The 17,261-nt window shown below is 72.4% G+C and carries 14 protein-coding genes and 1 pseudogene; 6 read left to right on the top strand and 9 right to left on the bottom strand.

Annotated features, from left to right (window positions below; genetic code table 11):
• Window positions 1-128: 128 nt before the first annotated feature.
• The 3 genes and pseudogenes from ACFQS1_RS39350 to ACFQS1_RS39340 all read left to right on the top strand — a co-directional run.
• Window positions 129-482 (top strand): annotated as a pseudogene (locus ACFQS1_RS39350) (ISAzo13-like element transposase-related protein); the annotation flags it as partial.
• Between the two features lie 180 nt (window positions 483-662).
• Window positions 663-1,259, top strand: coding sequence for a hypothetical protein (locus tag ACFQS1_RS39345; protein ID WP_378977960.1), 597 nt, complete (start codon window positions 663-665; stop codon window positions 1,257-1,259).
• Entirely contained in the window at window positions 1,256-2,215 is a 960-nt protein-coding gene (locus tag ACFQS1_RS39340) for a nucleotidyl transferase AbiEii/AbiGii toxin family protein (protein ID WP_378977958.1), read from the top strand. Before ACFQS1_RS39345 ends, ACFQS1_RS39340 begins: the two co-directional genes overlap by 4 nt.
• On the opposite strand, the gene ACFQS1_RS39335 is transcribed toward ACFQS1_RS39340, so the two are convergent.
• Window positions 2,151-3,152 carry a tetratricopeptide repeat protein gene (locus ACFQS1_RS39335; RefSeq protein WP_378977956.1) on the bottom strand — a complete coding sequence of 334 codons (1,002 nt, stop codon included), beginning with the start codon at window positions 3,150-3,152 and terminating at the stop codon, window positions 2,151-2,153. The two genes, ACFQS1_RS39340 and ACFQS1_RS39335, sit on opposite strands and share 65 nt — an antisense overlap.
• Before the next feature lie 4 nt (window positions 3,153-3,156).
• On the bottom strand, window positions 3,157-7,083 hold the full coding sequence (locus tag ACFQS1_RS39330) for a caspase, EACC1-associated type (RefSeq protein WP_378977954.1): 3,927 nt from the start codon (window positions 7,081-7,083) through the stop codon (window positions 3,157-3,159).
• 46 nt (window positions 7,084-7,129) lie between these two features.
• Here ACFQS1_RS39330 and ACFQS1_RS39325 point away from each other — a divergent pair, with 46 nt between their 5' ends.
• Window positions 7,130-7,510, top strand: a complete 381-nt coding sequence (locus tag ACFQS1_RS39325; RefSeq protein WP_378977952.1) for an effector-associated constant component EACC1 — start codon at window positions 7,130-7,132, stop codon at window positions 7,508-7,510.
• A 3-nt stretch (window positions 7,511-7,513) separates the two neighbouring features.
• Here the strand turns inward: ACFQS1_RS39325 and ACFQS1_RS39320 are convergent, their stop codons facing one another.
• Together ACFQS1_RS39320 and ACFQS1_RS39315 are read right to left on the bottom strand one after the other, a co-directional pair.
• Complete coding sequence (locus ACFQS1_RS39320) at window positions 7,514-9,502, bottom strand: GTP-binding protein (protein ID WP_378977950.1); 1,989 nt, start codon at window positions 9,500-9,502, stop codon at window positions 7,514-7,516.
• 187 nt (window positions 9,503-9,689) lie between these two features.
• On the bottom strand, window positions 9,690-10,532 hold the full coding sequence (locus ACFQS1_RS39315) for an SDR family NAD(P)-dependent oxidoreductase (RefSeq protein WP_378977948.1): 843 nt from the start codon (window positions 10,530-10,532) through the stop codon (window positions 9,690-9,692).
• Between the two features lie 205 nt (window positions 10,533-10,737).
• Between ACFQS1_RS39315 and ACFQS1_RS39310 the strand changes: the two genes are divergently transcribed.
• The gene (locus ACFQS1_RS39310) at window positions 10,738-13,506 is read left to right on the top strand and encodes a winged helix-turn-helix domain-containing protein (RefSeq protein ID WP_378977946.1); all 2,769 of its coding nucleotides are present in this window, start codon (window positions 10,738-10,740) and stop codon (window positions 13,504-13,506) included.
• Window positions 13,507-13,528: 22 nt separating this feature from the next.
• Here the strand turns inward: ACFQS1_RS39310 and ACFQS1_RS39305 are convergent, their stop codons facing one another.
• The 5 genes from ACFQS1_RS39305 to ACFQS1_RS39285 form a co-directional block, all read right to left on the bottom strand.
• Complete coding sequence (locus ACFQS1_RS39305) at window positions 13,529-13,681, bottom strand: hypothetical protein (protein ID WP_378977944.1); 153 nt, start codon at window positions 13,679-13,681, stop codon at window positions 13,529-13,531.
• A gap of 171 nt (window positions 13,682-13,852) precedes the next feature.
• The gene (locus ACFQS1_RS39300; RefSeq protein ID WP_378977942.1) at window positions 13,853-14,161 is read right to left on the bottom strand and encodes a phosphatase PAP2 family protein; all 309 of its coding nucleotides are present in this window, start codon (window positions 14,159-14,161) and stop codon (window positions 13,853-13,855) included.
• A gap of 91 nt (window positions 14,162-14,252) precedes the next feature.
• Window positions 14,253-15,611 carry a ricin-type beta-trefoil lectin domain protein gene (locus tag ACFQS1_RS39295; protein ID WP_378977940.1) on the bottom strand — a complete coding sequence of 453 codons (1,359 nt, stop codon included), beginning with the start codon at window positions 15,609-15,611 and terminating at the stop codon, window positions 14,253-14,255.
• A gap of 194 nt (window positions 15,612-15,805) precedes the next feature.
• Entirely contained in the window at window positions 15,806-16,270 is a 465-nt protein-coding gene (locus tag ACFQS1_RS39290) for a hypothetical protein (protein WP_378977938.1), read from the bottom strand.
• Complete coding sequence (locus ACFQS1_RS39285) at window positions 16,267-16,680, bottom strand: RNA polymerase sigma factor (RefSeq protein WP_378977936.1); 414 nt, start codon at window positions 16,678-16,680, stop codon at window positions 16,267-16,269. Before ACFQS1_RS39285 ends, ACFQS1_RS39290 begins: the two co-directional genes overlap by 4 nt.
• A 308-nt stretch (window positions 16,681-16,988) precedes the next feature.
• Between ACFQS1_RS39285 and ACFQS1_RS39280 the strand changes: the two genes are divergently transcribed.
• A complete protein-coding gene (locus tag ACFQS1_RS39280) occupies window positions 16,989-17,162 on the top strand; it encodes a hypothetical protein (protein WP_378977934.1) in 174 nt (57 codons plus the stop codon).
• The last annotated feature ends 99 nt before the right edge of the window (window positions 17,163-17,261 follow it).

Raw genomic sequence — 17,261 nt, 5'->3', positions numbered from 1 at the left:
CCCAAGGCGACGTGCTCAAACTCATCGGTCAGTGTCATGATCGTGATCCTGTCTGCCCCATCAGGTCATATCTGGCGGAAAACGGATAATCCACTCATCCGTTACACAGACCTACCGACACGCCCACCGAGACCGGTCTGGACATCACGGTCTGCCACTTCCCTCCCGGCACGAGCAAGTGGAACAAGGTCGAGCATCGGCTGTTCTCGTTCATCTCGCTGAACTGGCGAGGCCGGCCGCTGACCGATTACCAGGTCGTCGTCGAGACCATCGCGGCCACCAGCACCGAGACCGGGCTGAGCGTGGAGGCGGTCCTCGACCCGGGTGTTTATCCCACCGGTGTGAAAATCACCGATGCCCAGATCAAGGCGGTTTTCCTTACCAGAGACCGGTTCCACGGAGAGTGGAACTACACGATCCACCCAGGACCTGTCCTGAAAACCGCACAACACAACCCAATCACCCCCGAAACGACCAACTAATTCAGCGCCAGGCCCTAAGCAGAGCAAAGGCAGCGCAGACACGCAGAACAAGGGTGCAGACACGCAGAACAAGGGCAGCGAGGCGGTTGTTCACCGCGGTGATCAGAATCCGGTGTTCCACTGTCTGCGGGCGCGAGGACGGGGCCGCCGGCGGTGCGCCGAGCGGTTAGGGTCGCGGGCGTGCTCGACGGGGACTTCGAAATCCATCTGACGGTGGTGGCCGATCCGCGGCTGGCCGGCTTCGCCGCCGCGCACGGCCTGAAATACACCCATATCGTGCTCGATCGCGGTGTGACTCCGGATCAGCCGATGCTGACGCTCCGCGCGCGCGGAGCGCTCGCCGGCGTGGCCGCCGTGGCGCGGGACCGGGCGGAGCGGCTGGCCGGGGACGGCTTCACGGTGGTGCGGGTGAAGGTGGAGGCATCGCCGTTCAACGCCGGGGTGCCACAACACGATGCGGATGCGACCCCGGACCGATACTTCGAGCACCACGTCAAGCTGGTCGCCGACCAGGCCGGCATCGATGTGGCCCGGCGCATCAGCGTGCGACACACCGCGCATGTGTCCCGCAACGCCCGCCGCGGCGACCCGGACGGACGCCATGAGCGATTCGTCACCCAGCGTTGCCACGGCTGCGGCCGGCCGGAGGCCCGTCGCCGCCTCGACGCGCTGCTCGCCGACCTCACCGCGGCCGGGCTCGGCATCGTCGAGATCGAAGAGGAATACGTCGCGCTGGACAGCAATCCGGCCGTGGACACCGGCTGGATCTCGGCGTGAACCCCCATCGCTCGGCGATCGATCACATCCTCGCCCTGGTCGGTGACTCGCCGCTGGCGGACGCGCTGGTGCTGCGCGGCAGCGTCACGATGCTGGCCTGGGCGGGAGAGCACGCGCGGGAGCCGGCCGACCTCGATTGGATCGTCCGGCCGGTGGCCGTCCAGCCTCAGGACCGCTGGTGGCCGTACCCGTACGTCGATGGGCTGCACCGCGTGCGCAGCGCGCCGGAGACCGCGCACCGCCGGCCTCGGGACGAACTGTGGGAGGCGCAGGACTACGACGCCGAGGGCCACCGGCCGCGGCTGCCGCCGGAGGGGTTGCGCTGGTTGCGCGCCGACGACATCGAGCCCGATCGGCCGTACCTGGACCTGATCGAGCTGCTGGAAGCCCATCCGGTGACCGCCGAAGGCGTGTCGCTCGACCCGGACGGGGTCGAGTTCGACGCCGCATTCGGGTACGCCTACGAGACCGGCTACGGCGGGTCCGGCGTACGCGTCATGGTGCCGTTCGACGGCGGCCGGATCCAGATCGATTTCGCGTACGATGAGACGCTGCCCGAACCGGCGGTGCTCACCGCCATTCCCCGGATCGGCGGCTCCCCCACCGCGCTCTGGACCGCGAGCGCGGCGCTGTCCCTGGCCTGGAAACTGCAATGGCTCGCCGCCGACCAGGCCGCCCGCGGCGCCGGCGACGGCAAGGACCTCCATGACGCCGTTCTCCTGGCCGAGCTGCCCGGGATGCGGCTGTCCCCCCGGCTGCGCCGCATGCCCGGCGTCGCGGGGCTCGACCCGGCAACCGTACGATCCTGGACCGTCACGGACCACCCCGCCCTCCACCCCGGCGCCGCCACCTGGCTCGATCGTCTCGCCGGCGCCCTGGAACCGCTGCTGGTCAGCGACGCCGCCACCAGCGCTCCCGGCGCTCGTCGGGTGGCTCGTCGCCGGGCTCGTCCTTGACCGGGACCAGGCGCGGCTGCTCGACGCCCGGCGCGGGCAGGACGAACACGCCGGGAGCCAGCTCGGGCAGCGCCGGCGCGAGGGCGAACAGGGCTTCCCGCGTGTCGTCGTGGTCCGGGCCGAGCGTGTCGGTGCGCTGCTCGAACACCTCCTGCAGGACGCGCCGGGCCCGGGTGCGGTCGCCGAGATCGAGGAGCACCCGGCCCAGGTTGATCATCGCGCTCTGGGTGCCCGGATGGCCGGCGCCCAGGGTCGCCCGGCGGCCGTCGACCGCCTCCTGGAGCAGCTCGCGAGCCCGCTGCGGGTCGCCGAGCATCGCGACGGTCGCGCCCAGATCGTTGATGGTCTGCAACGTGTCCGGGTGGTCGTCGCCCAGGGTGCGCCGTTGCACGGCCAGCATCCGCTCGTAGATGGGCCGGGCGCCCCGCGCGTCGCCGAGCGCCTGCAGCGACGCGGTCAGGTTCCGGCTCATCGACAGAACCTCGGGGTGCTCGTCGCCGAGCAGACGACGTATCGGCGGGAGGATCCGGCGAAGGAGGTCGCGGGCCTTCTCGTGGTCACCCAGGCCGTCCAGCACGAGGGCGTAGTTGTTGGTGTTGGCCAGCGTGACGTAATCGTCCGCGCCGAACACCCGGCCCATCGCCTCGACCGTCCCGGCCAGGATCGCGCGGGCCCGATCGAGCTCGCCGGCCCGGCGCAGCGCCTCGCCGAGCAGGCCGGCGAGTTGCAGGGTCTCCGGCAGCTCGGGGCCCAACTGGGTGCGCCGCACCTCGAGATCGCGCTCCCACAGCAGGCTCGCGGTGTGCGCGTCACCGCCGTTGAAGAAGGACCAGGCCAGCTCCTCGACCTCGGCGATCGTTTCCGGACGGGCGCCGCCGGTGCGGCCCTCCTTCGCCAGCCGCCGGTCGAGTTTCGCGAGGTAGTCCTCGATCCGCATCCTTCTACGGTAGAGAGGGGTGCAAGCGCAGCAGGTGGATCGCGCCGCCATCCTCGCCGATCGCGACCGTCACCCGCTCGCCGCCGGAGTCGACCGCGCAGCTGGTCACCGGGTGGTCGGCCGTCCACCGGGCCACCTCCCGGTCGGCGCGCAGGCTCCACAACCGGGTGGTGGCGTCGTAGCCGGTCGAGACGACGAGGTCGCCGCCGGCGCTGACCGCCGCCGCACGCACCGTCTCGCCGTGCCAGGCGACCGACCGCACCGGCCGGCCGCCGGCCAGGTCCCAGATCAGGATCCGGTCGTCGCCGTACGCGCACGAGACCATCTCGCCCCCACCCGGGCCGGACGCCACGGCCAGCACCGAGCCCCGGTGACCGGTGAGGCGCCGCACGGGTTCGCCGGTCGGCAGATCCCACACCCGCACCGTCCCGTCGTCGCCCCCGGCGATCAGGAGCCGGCCGTCCGCATCGAACGCCAGCGCGCCCGGCGAGCCCTGATGGCCGGTGAACGTGTGCACCCGGCGGTCGGCGACGGCGTCCCACACCCGGATCGTGGCGTCCTCCCCGGCGGACGCGACGAGCCGTCCGGCCGGGCTGATCGCCACCGACACCGCCCCCGCCCCGTCCCCGTCCCACGAACGGCCGTTCGCCCGGACCATTCCGTCGCCACCCGCCGTGGCGACGAAGGCAGCGGCGGCCACCGCTCGGACGCCGTAGTCGTGGCCGGGGAGCACGGCGGACAGACGCCCGCTCGGCACCTCCCACACCCGCACGGTGCCGTCGAATCCACCCGACACGACCGATCCGCCGCCGGGCCGGAAGGCGAGAGCGTCGACGCTGCGCAGATGTCCCTCGACGGCCGCCGGCGCGACGGGCCGCCCGCTCGTGAACGGCTGCCACAGCCGGGCGGTCCGGTCGTCGCCGGCCGACACGATCTGCCCGGTCGGCGCGACGGCCAGCGCGACCACCCGTCCGGTGTGCCCGGCCAGGGTACGCACGTCGCGGCCGGTGTCGTTGTCGGTCACCCGGATGCGGTGGTCATAGGCGACCGATACGACGTGCCGGCCGTCCGCCGTGATCGCCACCGGTCCCGCGTGCTGCCGATCGGTCAGGACCCGCAGCGTGCGGCCGGTGGTGAGGTCCCAGACCCGTACGGTCGAGTCGGTTGCGCTCGAGGCGGCGCGGCGTCCGTCCGAACTGATTGCGGCATCGATCACCGCGCCGTGGTGCCCGGTGAGGCTCCACCGCCGGGCGCCGGACGGCAGGTCCAGGACCCCGACGGTGCCGTCGCCGGTCCCGGCCACCAGCACCGATCCGTCCGGCGTGACCGCGATCGGCCCGGCCGCGGGGATCGTCGCAAGCGCCGCGCCGAGGGTGGTCCACGCCCGGATCGTGCCGTCCGAGCCGGCCGAGACCACGCAACCGCCGGCGGCCGCCACCCGATGCACCGGATGGTCGTGCCCGGTCAGCACCCGCACCTCCCGGCCGCTGACCAGGTGGCTGATCCGGACGGTCCGGTCGGCGCCGCCGGAGACGACGTGCCGCCCGTCGGGGCTGATCGCCACGTCGTGGACGGGGCCGGAGTGGGCGTCGAGCGGGCGGAGCTCGCGGCCGCTGCGGGCGTCCCAGACGCGTACGGCCGCACCGGTCGCGGTGACCACGCGGCGCCCGTCCGGGCTGATCGCGACGGAGGTCACGGGCGCTCTATGCACGAAGGTCCGGTCCAGGCCGCCGCCGGCGGCGGCCAGTGGGCGGGTCGGGCACAGCCACGGCTCCCCGCCGGCGGCGGCCTCGGTCAGCCGCCGGCGAAGGGACTCGTCCTCGCCGGGCAGGCGGCCGATCACCTGCCCGGGCAACTGGGCCGGATCGGCCGACAGCACGTGCGCGGACAGTTGGAGGGCGCCGTGCACGGCGCCGGCGGCCGGCGCGCCCGGCAGCTCGGCGTAATCCTGGAGAAGGCTCACCACGCCGGACGAGGCGAGCCGGGCCCGGAGCCAATCGAGGTCGGTCAGCATCCGTTCGAGCTCGCCGGTCCGGCCGGCCCGGCCGAGGTGGTGGGCGAGGTTGGCGAGCAGGTAGCCGTCGTCGGCGGCGCTCGGCCATCCGGCCGGGGCCATGGCCCGGTATCCCTCGGTGAGCCGCTGGTGGGCCGCCGCCAGACCGCCGGGACCGAGCTCATGGGCCACCACGTCGGCCTGCAGGTCGTGCAGGATCAGCAGGCCGCCGCCGGCCGAGCCGATCAGCGATCGGCGCTCGAAGAGGTCCAGCAGATCACCGGCGTCGGCGGGCCGCACGCCGGCCGGCCGCCACAGCGCCTCGGCGGCGGACCGCGGGAACGCGCCGCGGCCGTTGAAGACCGCCAGCTCCCGGTAGCGCTGCCGGGCGTCGTCGCCCGGCAGCTCGGCGATGCCGAGGACGATGGCGGCGAGCAGCGTGGGGTGCGGGTAGGCGGCGCCGAAGTCGGCCCGGATCTTCGACAGGTCGGCCTGGCCCAGCCGATCGAGGATGTCGTGCCAGCGGGCCGGGTCCGCCACCGGGCCGATCATGGCGCCGGCCATGGCGATGCCGAGCGCGAGGTTGTCGAGGCGGGTGCAGATCTCGTCGGCGGGCAGGGCGTCGAGCTCCTCGGCGGTGCGCCGGGTCCACCGGCCGAGCAGCTCGAGCGCCGCGGGCAGGGCGAGGGCGGCGACCGGCACCGCGGCGGCGTCGAGGTCGCGGGCCAGCCCGGCGTCCCGGCTGGTGAACAGCAGCTGGAACGCCGCCGGGAACGCGTCCACGACGCCGCGCTCCCAGACGTTGTCGAGAACGACGAGCACCGGCCCGGCGGCCGGCAGGCCGGCCAGCGCCTCGCGGCCGGCCGCGACGGACGCGAACGCGGGTGTGCCGCCGCCGAGCCGCCGGGCCAGGTCGGCCTGCACGATCCGCGGATCGGTGCGCGGCTCGACGGCCAGCCACGCCACCCCGCCCGGATAGGCCGCGCGCACCCGCTCGTCGTGCACGGCCGCCGCCGCCAGCGCGGTCTTGCCGGCGCCGCCCATCCCGATCACGGCGACCGGTCGCCCCCGGGCGGAGGCGAGCATCGCGGTCAGGGCGGCGAGCTCGGGACGGTCGACGAACCGCGGCGTCCGGACCGGAGCGGCGCCCAGGAAGGCAAGGCCTTGCGGCGTACGGGCGCGGTGCGGGCTGAACGCCACCGGCAGCTGCCCGGTGACCTGACTGCGCTGGGTCGGCGTCTGCTGGGCGGTGCGCGCCCGCATCCACCCGTGCACGAAGTCGTAGAGCTCGCCCTGGTCGATCACGCCGTCGCGCCCGAGGTCGGCGTCGCCGGTGCGCAGCCCGGCCACGACGGCGGCGGTGAACACCGAGCCGGGAGCCGGGTGGTCGGGAAGGGTGTCGGCGCCGGACTCGTACGCGAACTGGATGTGCGTCGAGGCGGTCATCACCACGCATCCGCGGCCGCCGGGATCGGCGAGCTGGTCGAGGACGTCGACCTCGGCGATGGCCTTGGGCAGGTGGCCGGCCGGGAACGCGCCGGAGTAGCAGCAGTCCAGCCACACCAGCACCCGCCGGCAGCGGCTCCGGTCGATCCGCCGGCGCAGGAAATGGCTCGCGACGGCGGTCGAGTCGTAGAGCCCCCGTACGGTGTCGGCGGTGACGAAATGGAGATCGCCGGCCTCGTCCTTCGCGCCGTGGCCGGACACGTACACCAGCACCAGGTCGTCGCGGCCGGCGTCGCGGAACAGTTGCTCCAGCCGGAGCCGGACCTGATCGGACGGTCGATTGTGGAGCAGCTCGACCCGGTAGGCGCCGACCCGCGGATCGGACAGCACCGCCGACAGCGCCGCGGCATCGTGCGCCGGGGCCCGCAGCCGGGCGAACACGGGGTCGCGGTAGTCGTCGGTGACGATCAGGACCGCAATGCGCTCCCCCATCCGCGGCCTCCTCGTCGCCTCGCCTGCGTCCACTATCCTTGCGCGGGTGGCCACCCTCTCGCTGACCGTCGTCGATGACGATCCCGCCGAGGTCGATCGCCTGTCCCGGGCCCTGCACGCCGAGCTGGACGCCCTCGATCTCGACCGCAACGAGCTCGTGGCCGACGCCGGCCCGCCGCCCCTGGCGAAATCGGGCGGCGACACCGTCACCGCGCTGCTGATCGCGCTGGCCACCTCGCCGGTCCTGGTTCAGCTGGGCGCCTTGCTGCGCGACTGGGTCACCCGCGACCGGGGACGCAAGGTGGTGGTCCGCGACGGCGACCGCTCGGTCGAGCTGACCGGCGGCACCGCCGCGGAGAGCGCCGAGGTGATCCGCGACTTCTTCCACCGCGAGCTCGACCGAGACCCCGACTCGGACCCCGACTGAAACTCAGTGCGGCGGGAGGGTCTGGCCGCTCATCGCCGCCAGGTACTCCGGCCGGTTCAGCGGATCCGGCGTGGTGCGTCGTCGCACCGGTGGTTCCCCGCGTACCGGTTGATAGCCGGCGAACGCCGACTCGATCACGCCGTCGCCGTTCGTGGCGGCCGGCAACCCGCGCTGGAGCGCCTGCACCTCGCCGGCCGGCAGCTCGGCCTCGATGCCGATGTCCGCGCCGCGTGCCACCTGGGCCCGGACCGCGGCCCCGTGCCGGCCGAGCAGGGCCAGGACGCTGCCCATGCTCGCCGCGGGGGCGTCGATCCGCACACGGGACACCGGCTCGCAGACATAGGTGCCGGCCCGGTGCAGGGCCTTCATCAGTACGAGCGGGGTCAGCTTGCGGAAATCGGCGGCGGTGCTCAGCGGCCCGCGTCTCGCCGGCGGCCCGTCGGCGATGCTGTAGTCGCTGCTGGTCATGGTGACCCGGCAGTCGTTCACCGCCCAGCCGTACAGACCTTCCTGGAGGGTGGCGCGGACGTACTCCGCCATCGAGCTCGCGAACTCGTCCATGGTGCGGTAGACGTACAGCGGCACCGACGGGAAGCCGACCTCGAGGCGGAACTCGAATCCGGTGGTGGCCGGCTCGACGCGCAGGCCGATGGCGGCACGGAAGGGGTTGGTCGGGCTGCCGAGGGTCTCCTCCGCCGCACCGGTGCCGGCCGGCCGCTCGACGTACAGCGGGGTGGTCTCCCGGAACGTCACCGCGATGCCGTAGTCGGCGGCGAGCGTCGCCTCGATCACCTCCTTCTGCACCTCGCCGTAGAGTGAGACGGCCAGCTCGCCGGACGGCTCGGAGCGGATGTTGATGAGCGGATCCTGCTCGGCGAGCTGCGCGAGGGCGGCCCGCAAGGCGACATGCTGCTCGTGCCGGTCGGGCGCGATCCGGGATTCCAGCGTCGGCGGCGCGAAATGACGCGGCGCCGCGTCGTCCCGGCGCAGGCCGATCGGCTCGCCGATCCGGACGTGGGCGAGGCCCCACAGTTTGCCGATGTCGCCCGCCCGGACGGCGCCCCGGCGCACCCACGCGCCGCGCTCGAAGACGCTGATCCCGGTGACCTTGTCCGCGTCGCCGTGGACGCGATCGCGCACGTGCAGGGCTCCGGAGAACATCCGCACGTACGCGATCTTCTCGCCGCCGGCGCCTCGCTCGATCTTGAAGATGCGGCCGGAGCACGGTCCGCCGTCGTCCGGCTCGGCCGCCGGCAGCAGGCTGATCAGCCCACCCATCAGCTCGGGGACACCGGTGCCGGTCGCCGCCGAGCCGGCGAAGACCGGGTGCACGATTGACTTCGACGTCTGCTCCGCCAGTGCCGCGCGCAGCCGAGCCGGCGTCACCGCCGCCGGGTCGGCGACGTACGCCTCGAGCAGCGCGTCGTCGTTGTCGGCAAGCGCCTCGATCAGCGCGGCGGAGAGCTCGTCCGGCGCGGGAGTGACGGCTGCCGCCGCGCGCGTGCCGGCGTCGACGGCCCGGGTCACCGGCACCGCGCGGACGGCCAGCCGGCGTTCGATCCCGCGCAGCACCGCGTCCACATCCGCGCCGCCGCGGTCGATCTTGTTGATGAACATCAACGTCGGCACGCGCAGGCGCCGTAGCGCGCGCATCAGCACCCGCGTCTGCGGCTGAACACCCTCCACCGCGGAAACCACCAGAACCGCGCCATCGAGTACGCCGAGGACGCGATCCACCTCGGCGATGAAGTCGGGGTGGCCCGGCGTGTCGATGAGGTTGACCGACACGTCGCCGATCGCCAGCGAGGCGACCGCCGAGCGGATCGTGATGCCTCGGCGGCGCTCCAGGGCGAGCGAGTCGGTCAGCGTCGTACCGTCGTCGACGCGCCCGATCGCCGCGATGGCGCCCGCCTCGAACAGCAGGCGTTCGGTCAGGGTCGTCTTACCAGCGTCGACATGCGCCAAGATGCCGAGATTGAGCGTGCGCGACAACAGCCACATCCTTCGAACCGGCGGACAGGTATTCGAGAGACATGACGGCTGGGCGCATCCGGACTCCTGGTGTTCGGCGTCGATTCCGGCCAGCTTCGCACGGGGCCGCGCGGCCGGCGACCCATTTTCCGGGGTACGCAGTTCGGGGTACGCAGTTCGGGGTACGCAGTGCCGGCCGGCGCTCCGCTCAGACCGCGAGGTTGCCGTAGGACTCCGTCGACAGGTCCTGCCCGTCGGCCCAGGTCTTGAGCCGGTCGGCGTAGACCTGCTCGAGCATCTGGTGGAAGCCCTTGCCGAAGAGCACCCGCAGGGGCGGATCGTCCGAGTCGACAATCTTCAGGAGCACCTGGGCCGCGGCCGCCGGGTCGCCGGCGGGCTTGTCGCCCATGACCCCGGCGAGGCGCTGCCGGAGGCCGTCGTAGTTCGGGTCGGCCTCGGCCATGTGGCCGTTGTTCAGCGGATCGGGGTTGTTGCCGGACCTGGTGGCGAAGCCGGCGGGCTCGACCACGGTCACCTTGATGCCGAAGCCGGCGACCTCACCGGCAAGGGTCTCGTTCACCGCTTCCAGGGCCCACTTGGAGGCCTGGTACGCCCCGCCGAGCGGCATGGCGATGAGCCCGGCGACCGAGGACATCTGGATGATGTGCCCGGCGCCCTGCTCGCGCAGGCAGGGCAGCGCGGCCTGGATGACCCACACCGCGCCGAACAGGTTGGTCTCGAACTGGTCGCGCAGTTCCGCTTCGGTCAGCTCCTCGAGCGCGCCGATCTGGGCGTAGCCGGCGTTGTTGACGATGACGTCGAGCCGGCCGAAGTGCTCCTTGGCCCGTTTCACGCTCTCGAACGCCGCGGCCCGGTCGGTCACGTCCAGGTCGAGGGGAAGCACCGCGTCGCCGTAGCCGGCGACCAATGCGTCCAGGCTTGCGGCGTTCCGGGCGGTCGCGGCCACCTTGTCGCCCCGGGACAGGGCGGCCTCGGCGAAGCAGCGGCCCAGACCGCGCGACGAACCGGTGACGAACCAGACCTTGCTCATGATGACCTTCTTCCGTCGCCTCGCATTCGGCCTACAGCAGGCACGTTATGGACGGGTGGCGGGCGGGGCATCAACCCAAGGTGGACGTCAGGGTGAATTCCCCGGCCGTGCGCGGATCGCCCCCGGGGGTGGCCGAGGTGGCAGAATCGGCCTCACGAGCGAGGGAGGCCGAGCATCGCCTGCGGGCCGAGGGTGTGCATGACCGGTGGCTGACCGGTCCGCCGAGATCACCGCGCGAACGGATGTTGGCGGGGCCGATACCCTGCTGGCCACGAAGCTCTATCTGCCCCGCCTCCGGTCCGGCTTCGTGGCCCGTCCCCGCCTGCTGGACCAGCTCGGCGATCCGCTGCGGCGGGAGCTGATCCTGGTCAGCGCGCCGGCCGGGTCCGGCAAGACCTCCCTGCTGGCCGACTGGGCGCGCCGGAGCCGGATGCCGGTCGCCTGGCTGTCGCTGGACGCCGGGGACAACGACCCGGCCCGGTTCTGGCGGCACGTCGTCGCCGCGCTGGACCCGGCGTGCCCGGGCATCGCCGGCCACCTCGGCCCGCTGTTCGGCCCACCGCCGCCGCGAGCGGTGGACGGCCTGGTGACGGCCCTGATCAACGAGCTGGCCGCCGGCCCCGAGCCGCTGCTGTTCGTGCTGGACGACTACCACCTCATCGACTCCGCGCCGGTGCACGCCTCGCTCGGGTTCCTGCTGGAGCACCGTCCGCGGCGCCTGCGGCTGGTGCTGTCCAGCCGTGCCGACCCGCCGCTGCCGCTGGCGCGGCTGCGGGCGCGGGGGCAGCTCACCGAGCTGCGCGCCCAGGACATGCGCTTCACGCTGGCGGAGACCGCGGCCCTGCTCGGCGAGGCCGTCGGGCCGCACGTACCCGAAAACGCCGTGTCGCTGCTGGCGGCCCGGACCGAAGGCTGGGTCGCCGGCCTGCAGCTGGCGGCGCTGTCGATGCGGGACCACGACGACCCCGCCACGTTCGTGGCGTCCTTCTCCGGCAGTCACCGCTATGTGCTGGACTACCTGGCCGAGGAGGTGCTCGACCGCCAGCCGGTCGAGGTCCGCCGATTCCTGCTGGAGACCGCGGTGCTGGACCGGGTGTCCGGTGCGCTGTGCGATGCGGTGACCGGCCGCACCGACAGCCAGGAGATGCTGGAGCGGGTGGAGCGGGCCAACCTGTTCCTGGTGCCGCTGGACGAGGTGCGTGGCTGGTGGCGCTACCACCACCTGTTCGCCGACCTGTTGCGGGCGCGCCTGCAGCAGCAACAGCCCGAACGCGTCCGGGCGCTGCACCGCTACGCGGCGGCCTGGCACGAGGACCACGGCGCGGCGGACGACGCCGTGCGGCACGCCCGGGCGGCCGGGGACACCGTCTGGGCGGCTCGCCTGATCGAACGGCATTTCGACGCCCTGTTCTTCCAGCGGGGCGAGGGGGCGACGGCGCAGCGGTGGCTCGCCGGGATCCCGGCCGGCATAGCCGGATCCCGGCCGCGGCTGCTCCTGGCCCGCTCGCGCATGGCGCTGGCCGGCGGCCGTCTGGACGCGGCCGGGCAGCTGCTGGACGCCGCCGAGCGCGCGCAGGCGGACGATGCCGGCCCGGCGGATGCGCCCTCCGGGCCGGCGGCCGACCGGGACATCTGGCCGGTGAACGTGCCCGCGGCGATCACCACCCAGCGCGCCTACCTCGCCGCACTCCGCGGCGACGCCGAGGGTGCGGCCGCGTACGCGTCGCGGGCCCTGGCCGGGATCGGTGACGACGACGGGATGCTGGCCTCCCACGCCCGCGGCTACCCCAGCCTCGCCGAGTGGATGCGCGGCCGGCTCACCGAGGCCGAGCAGTTGCTGTCGTCGATCACGGCGCAGTGGCGAGCGGCCGGCGAGAACGCCCTGGCGGTGCGCGGCTGCCACCACCTCGGCCAGATCCAGCGTGCCGCGGGCCGCTCGGACGCGGCGGTGCGCACCTACCAGCAGGCGATCGACATCGCCGCCGGGCCCGGACGCGCCCATCTGGCCGCGGCCGGCACCGGGTACGTGGGCCTGGCCGAGATCGCCTACCAGCGGGGCGACCTGGACGCGGCGCTGCGGTACGTGACCGAGGGACTCCCCCTGGCCCGGCAGTCCGCCCACACCCAGCCGGTGGCGAACGGCCTGGTGACGCTGGCCTGGATCCGGCAGGCCGAGGGCGACGAGGCCGGCGCCCTGGCCGCCATGGACGAGGCCGGCCAGGCCGGCCCGAGCGAGGACGTGGCCGCGTTGCTCAACCCCGTCCCCGCGCACCGGGCGCGGCTGTTGCTGGCCCAGGGTGACATCGAGACGGCCGCGCAGTGGGCGAGCGACCGCGGCCTCGATTCCGGCGGCGAGCCGAGCTATCCGCGAGAGCCGGAATATCTGGCCCTCGCGCGCATCCTGATGGCCCGCGACCGCCCCGGCCCGGCAGCCGAGCTGCTGGAGCGGCTCCGAGCCGGCGCGGCGGCCGGGGGGCGGGCGGGCAGCCTCATCGAGATCCAGGCGCTGCAGGCGCTGGCCCTGGCCGCCCGGGACGAGGAAGCCGCGGCGCTGACCGCGTTGTCCGGGGCGCTGACCCGCGCGCGCCCGCGGGGCTACCTGCGGGTCTTCGCCGACGAGGGCCCGCCGATGGCCGCCCTGCTGGGCCGGCTCGTCGCCGCCCAGCGGGCGGAACGGGGTCTCGTACCGAGCCTGCCGCCGGCCTACCTCGGCCGGTTGATGCGCTGCTTCCAGCTGCCCGCGGCGGCGCCGGGCGGCCCGGCCCCCCTCCGGCTGCCCGAGCCGCTCACCGAACGTGAACAGACCGTGCTGCGACTGCTGGCCGCCGGCCGGTCGAACCAGCAGATAGCCAGGGAGTTGGTGGTCAGCCTCGCGACGGTCAAGAAGCACGTCACCCACGTCCTGACCAAGTTGGGCGCCGCCAACCGCACCGAGGCGACCGCGCACGCCCGCGAGCTCGGCCTGCTCCCCTGATTCCGGGGCTTCCTGGCGGGCTTCAGAACCGGTATTGCAGGACGGTGGTGCCCCGGCGGGAGATTGCGGTGCTGTGCGCCGCGAGACGGGTGAACAAGCGCAGTGCCGCCGGAAACTGGGCGACCTCCGGCTCCCGGGTGAGCAGGATCTCGCGGACCAGCTTCAGGCCATCCAAAGGTGGAAACCGAGGCGACAGTCAGACGCGCGCGAATCGCTCCACCTTGACCTGCCCGGGCGGAATTCGTGCCAGGTCCAGGAGAGAACGACGGTGCCGGACGGCCGGGGCCGGCCATCCAGCGCCGTTCTGGGCGATCGCGAGGCGTGATGGTGCGCGGGCCCGTTGGTGTCAGCGTGTGGTCACCAGTCCGGCGACCCGCCGGCCGAGGTGGGCGCCGTCGGTCATGGATTTGCGGAAGTGCAGCCCGGACCAGATCCGGGCGCCGGTGACTTCGTGGGCGGGTTCGGTCAGGCGCGGATAGGTGCGGGTGGTGCCGGTCACCGTGCTGGTCATGGTGATCGGGATCCGGGTCGTGCCGAAGTGGGTGGCCAGCGTGGTGGTGATGGCGTAGCTCCAGCAGGCGTGGGCGGACGGGTATTCGGGGTGGTTGACGGTCAGCAGCAGCCGGCGCGGTGAAGCCGATCCTCCGCCGGACAAACCCGGCGCGGTCGTATCCCGGAACGCGGGAAGGGCGCGGGAGCCTGTCCGCTCCCGCGCCCTGACCGTCAGCGTGTCCCTCGGCCGGCCGTCACGCGGCCTTCACGAAGTACTGTGCGGCCGATCCGTTGCAGTCCCAGATCTGCAGTCGCGCGCCGTCCGCTGTGGAGCCTGCCGGGGAGTCCAGGCATTTGTTGGAGTTCGGGTTGCGCAACCGGTTACCTTCCTGGACCCAGTTCTGTGCGCCGGTGCCGTTGCAGTCCCAGAGTTGCACCTTCGTGCCGTTGGCCGTACCCGCGTTGGCGACGTCGAGGCACCGGCCCAGCGTCCGCAGGGTCTGGCCGTCCCGGCTCCACTGCTGGTCCTTCGAAAGGGAAGGCCCCTGGCACGTCCACAGCTGCACGGCCGCGCCGTTGCCGCCCGTGTCGTTTCCGGCCACGTCCACGCACTTGCCGCCCGGCCCGTTGATCTGCGTCGCGGGTCCGCCCGTAGAAGGCGGCGTCGTGCCGCCGCCGTCCTGGTAGTAGCGCACGTAGTCGATCGATGCGGTGAGCGGGAACTGGCTCTGCACGGGGTTCTGTCCGGGGTACGTGCCGCCCAGCGCCAGGTTGAAGATGAGGTGGAACGGCTTGCGGAACTCCTCCAGGGTCGCCGGTGTCGTGTCGATCACGTGCGTTTGCACACCGTCGATGTACCAGCGGATCTGCGCGGCCGTCCACTCGATCGCATAGACGTGGAAGGCCGCGGCGTTGTTGACGGCGGGGTTCGCGACATAGTTGGCGTTCTGACCCGCTGTCCACGGGAACACGCCGGTCCGGAGATCCCAGAAGATGTTGTTCGTCACGGTCGCGTTCGCGTTCGCGTGTTCCACGATGTCGACCTCGCCGCAACTGGCCCAGTTGGTGGGCAGGCGGTCGTAGTAGGTCTGCGCCGGGTTGTAGGCGCTCGTGGACGTCTCGTCGCACGAGTCACCGAGCATCCAGAAAGCCGGCCACGAGCCGGCGGCGGTCGGGAGCGCCATGCGCGCCTCGATGCGCCCGTACTGGAAGGACTTCTTCGTGTCCGTCGTCATGCGGCACGACGTCTGGTAGAAGTTGCGGCCGTTGACCGTGATGGGTGTCGTGAGCCAGTTGGCGCGCATCACGAGGTTGCCGCCGGACTGCGTGCAGTTCTCGGGGCGGTACCACTCCCACTCGCCGTTGCCCCAGCCGTCGAAAGCATTGAGGCCGGGGTTGAGGCCGTTGCCGACGTTGTAGTTCCAGTTGGCGCTGCTGGGCGCGCCGGACCCGTTGAACTCGTCGGCCCACACGAGGTTCCACGCGGCGTGTGCGGGCTGCTGCTGGACGACCGCGCTGCCGGCGAGCGCAGTGACGGCCGCGGTGAGGAAGACCATGAGGCGCCGGCGGCTGCGTGACAGCGTCCGGTCCGCGAAACCTGCATTCCTTGTCACGGAGAACGTCCTCTCGTACGGAGTGGTCGATCTACTGCGAGGGGTGACATGAGACACGTTTCTGTAAACATTATTACCAGAACATTTCCATCTGTCGATGCTCCCCGCGGACATCTCCTGACGAAGCGGAGTGCATCCGAGAGATGTCCTCGGTCGCCGTCCTGCCGTTTTGCGGCTTCCCCGGCCGAGCTTGCTTACGGCCGAACGGCGCGTCGGGTCAGGACGGCCTTTCGGCGTACGAGTGCTGCTCTGGCCCGGAGGGCCGCCCACAGATTGGCGGCAGCCAATACGCCCAGCGCGACCACGACGGACAGCAGCGACAGCTCGAGCTTGTGCCGCAGGAAAGCGATGATCAACGCGCCGACGGCGAAGGCGAGCCAGGCACCCACCCCGAGCCAGCCGGCGACCACCCGGTCCCGCGCGAACAGCGGCGTCCGCCGGGTCACCGCCCAGCCGCCGAAGGCCGCCCAGCACAAACCGATCGCCACCAGCACCGCGAAAGCCACCCTCGTACGCGGCGGCAACCCCGGCTCCGTCGCCCAGAGCACGCTGATCAGGCCGCTGCCCAGGAGACCCGCCAGGCCCACCGTCAGGTAACCGACCCGCTTGCGCAACGACAACGGCGCGTCGAGCCGCGCCAGCATTTCCTCCGGAGTCATGCCTCGTATCCCTTCCGCACCAGTTCCCGGCGCAACAACACGCGCGCCCGGCTGAGCCGTGACTTGATCGTGCCGACCGGAACGGCGCATATCTGTGCGCACGCCTCCAGCGGCAGATCCTCGAGATAGAACAGCAGCAGCACCTCCCGTTCCCGGGCCGGAACCGCCGCCAGGGCGCCCGCGAGCGTCTCCCGGTTGACGACAGCTTCCGCCTCGTCGCCGCCCCGCAGGTCATCGATCGGTTCCGGTTCCGGACGGGTGTACGCGTCCCGCAGCCGGTTCATCACCGCCCGGCGCGCGACGGTGAACAGCCACGGCGCGAACCGGTCCGGCCGCCGCAACCGCGGTAGCCCTTTGACAACAGCCAGCCAGACCTCCTGGACCACGTCGTCATCAGGCCCGCCGAGCATCCGTCCGACGTATCGTTCGACCCGCGGGGTGCCAGCTGCGCACCAGTTCGGTGAAGGCCTCCCGTTCACCCAGCTGGCACCGGACCACCAGTAACTCATCGCTCATCGGCCCTCCTTCCGCCTGTTCAGTCGGTGGGCCGGCCCGGCAGGTTCACGAGTTGAAAGGCGATCACCACCCCCGGCATCAGGATCTTGCCGGCCGGTAACGCTACGTCACGGGCATTTTTGCGTTCGAGGGCGTTCGATGACCAGCCCAACGCGGTGCGCCCTCCGACTCACGGTGACCTGGTGACGGCATACTGGCGCCTATGGTCAGCGACCGGCTCCAGGAGTATGTCCGCCGAAGCTTCCGGGCGGATGAGGTCGAGACGATCCTGAGTCTGCTCGCCGGCGCCGTGCACCGAGAGCCGGGCGACACCGTGGAAGGCAACGAGCGGGTTCAGGCTGCAGTGATCGTAAGTACTCCCAATTCCCGTGGGTGACTGTGGGTAACGCGGTTCGTGGGCATGGTGACGGTCGGCGTGGCCGGTTGCGGCGGCGCCGTCGTGATGGCGGGGTTGGTGTCAGCCGGTCTCGGGTGG

This window comes from Paractinoplanes rhizophilus (assembly GCF_042664765.1).
Lineage (GTDB): Bacteria > Actinomycetota > Actinomycetes > Mycobacteriales > Micromonosporaceae > Actinoplanes > Actinoplanes rhizophilus.
Note: the sequence above shows the minus strand (reverse complement) of the source record. Positions and strands in the feature narration are given on the sequence as shown.

Excerpts from the sequence above, each read along its gene's own strand:
- ACFQS1_RS39285 (WP_378977936.1), bottom strand. The coding sequence starts at position 16,680 with ATGCTCGGCGGGCCTGATGACGACGTGGTCCAGGAGGTCTGGCTGGCT.
- ACFQS1_RS39315 (WP_378977948.1), bottom strand. The coding sequence starts at position 10,532 with ATGAGCAAGGTCTGGTTCGTCACCGGTTCGTCGCGCGGTCTGGGCCGC.
- ACFQS1_RS39330 (WP_378977954.1), bottom strand. The coding sequence starts at position 7,083 with ATGGGGGAGCGCATTGCGGTCCTGATCGTCACCGACGACTACCGCGAC.
- ACFQS1_RS39290 (WP_378977938.1), bottom strand. The coding sequence starts at position 16,270 with ATGACTCCGGAGGAAATGCTGGCGCGGCTCGACGCGCCGTTGTCGTTG.
- ACFQS1_RS39280 (WP_378977934.1), top strand. The coding sequence starts at position 16,989 with ATGGTCAGCGACCGGCTCCAGGAGTATGTCCGCCGAAGCTTCCGGGCG.
- ACFQS1_RS39335 (WP_378977956.1), bottom strand. The coding sequence starts at position 3,152 with ATGCGGATCGAGGACTACCTCGCGAAACTCGACCGGCGGCTGGCGAAG.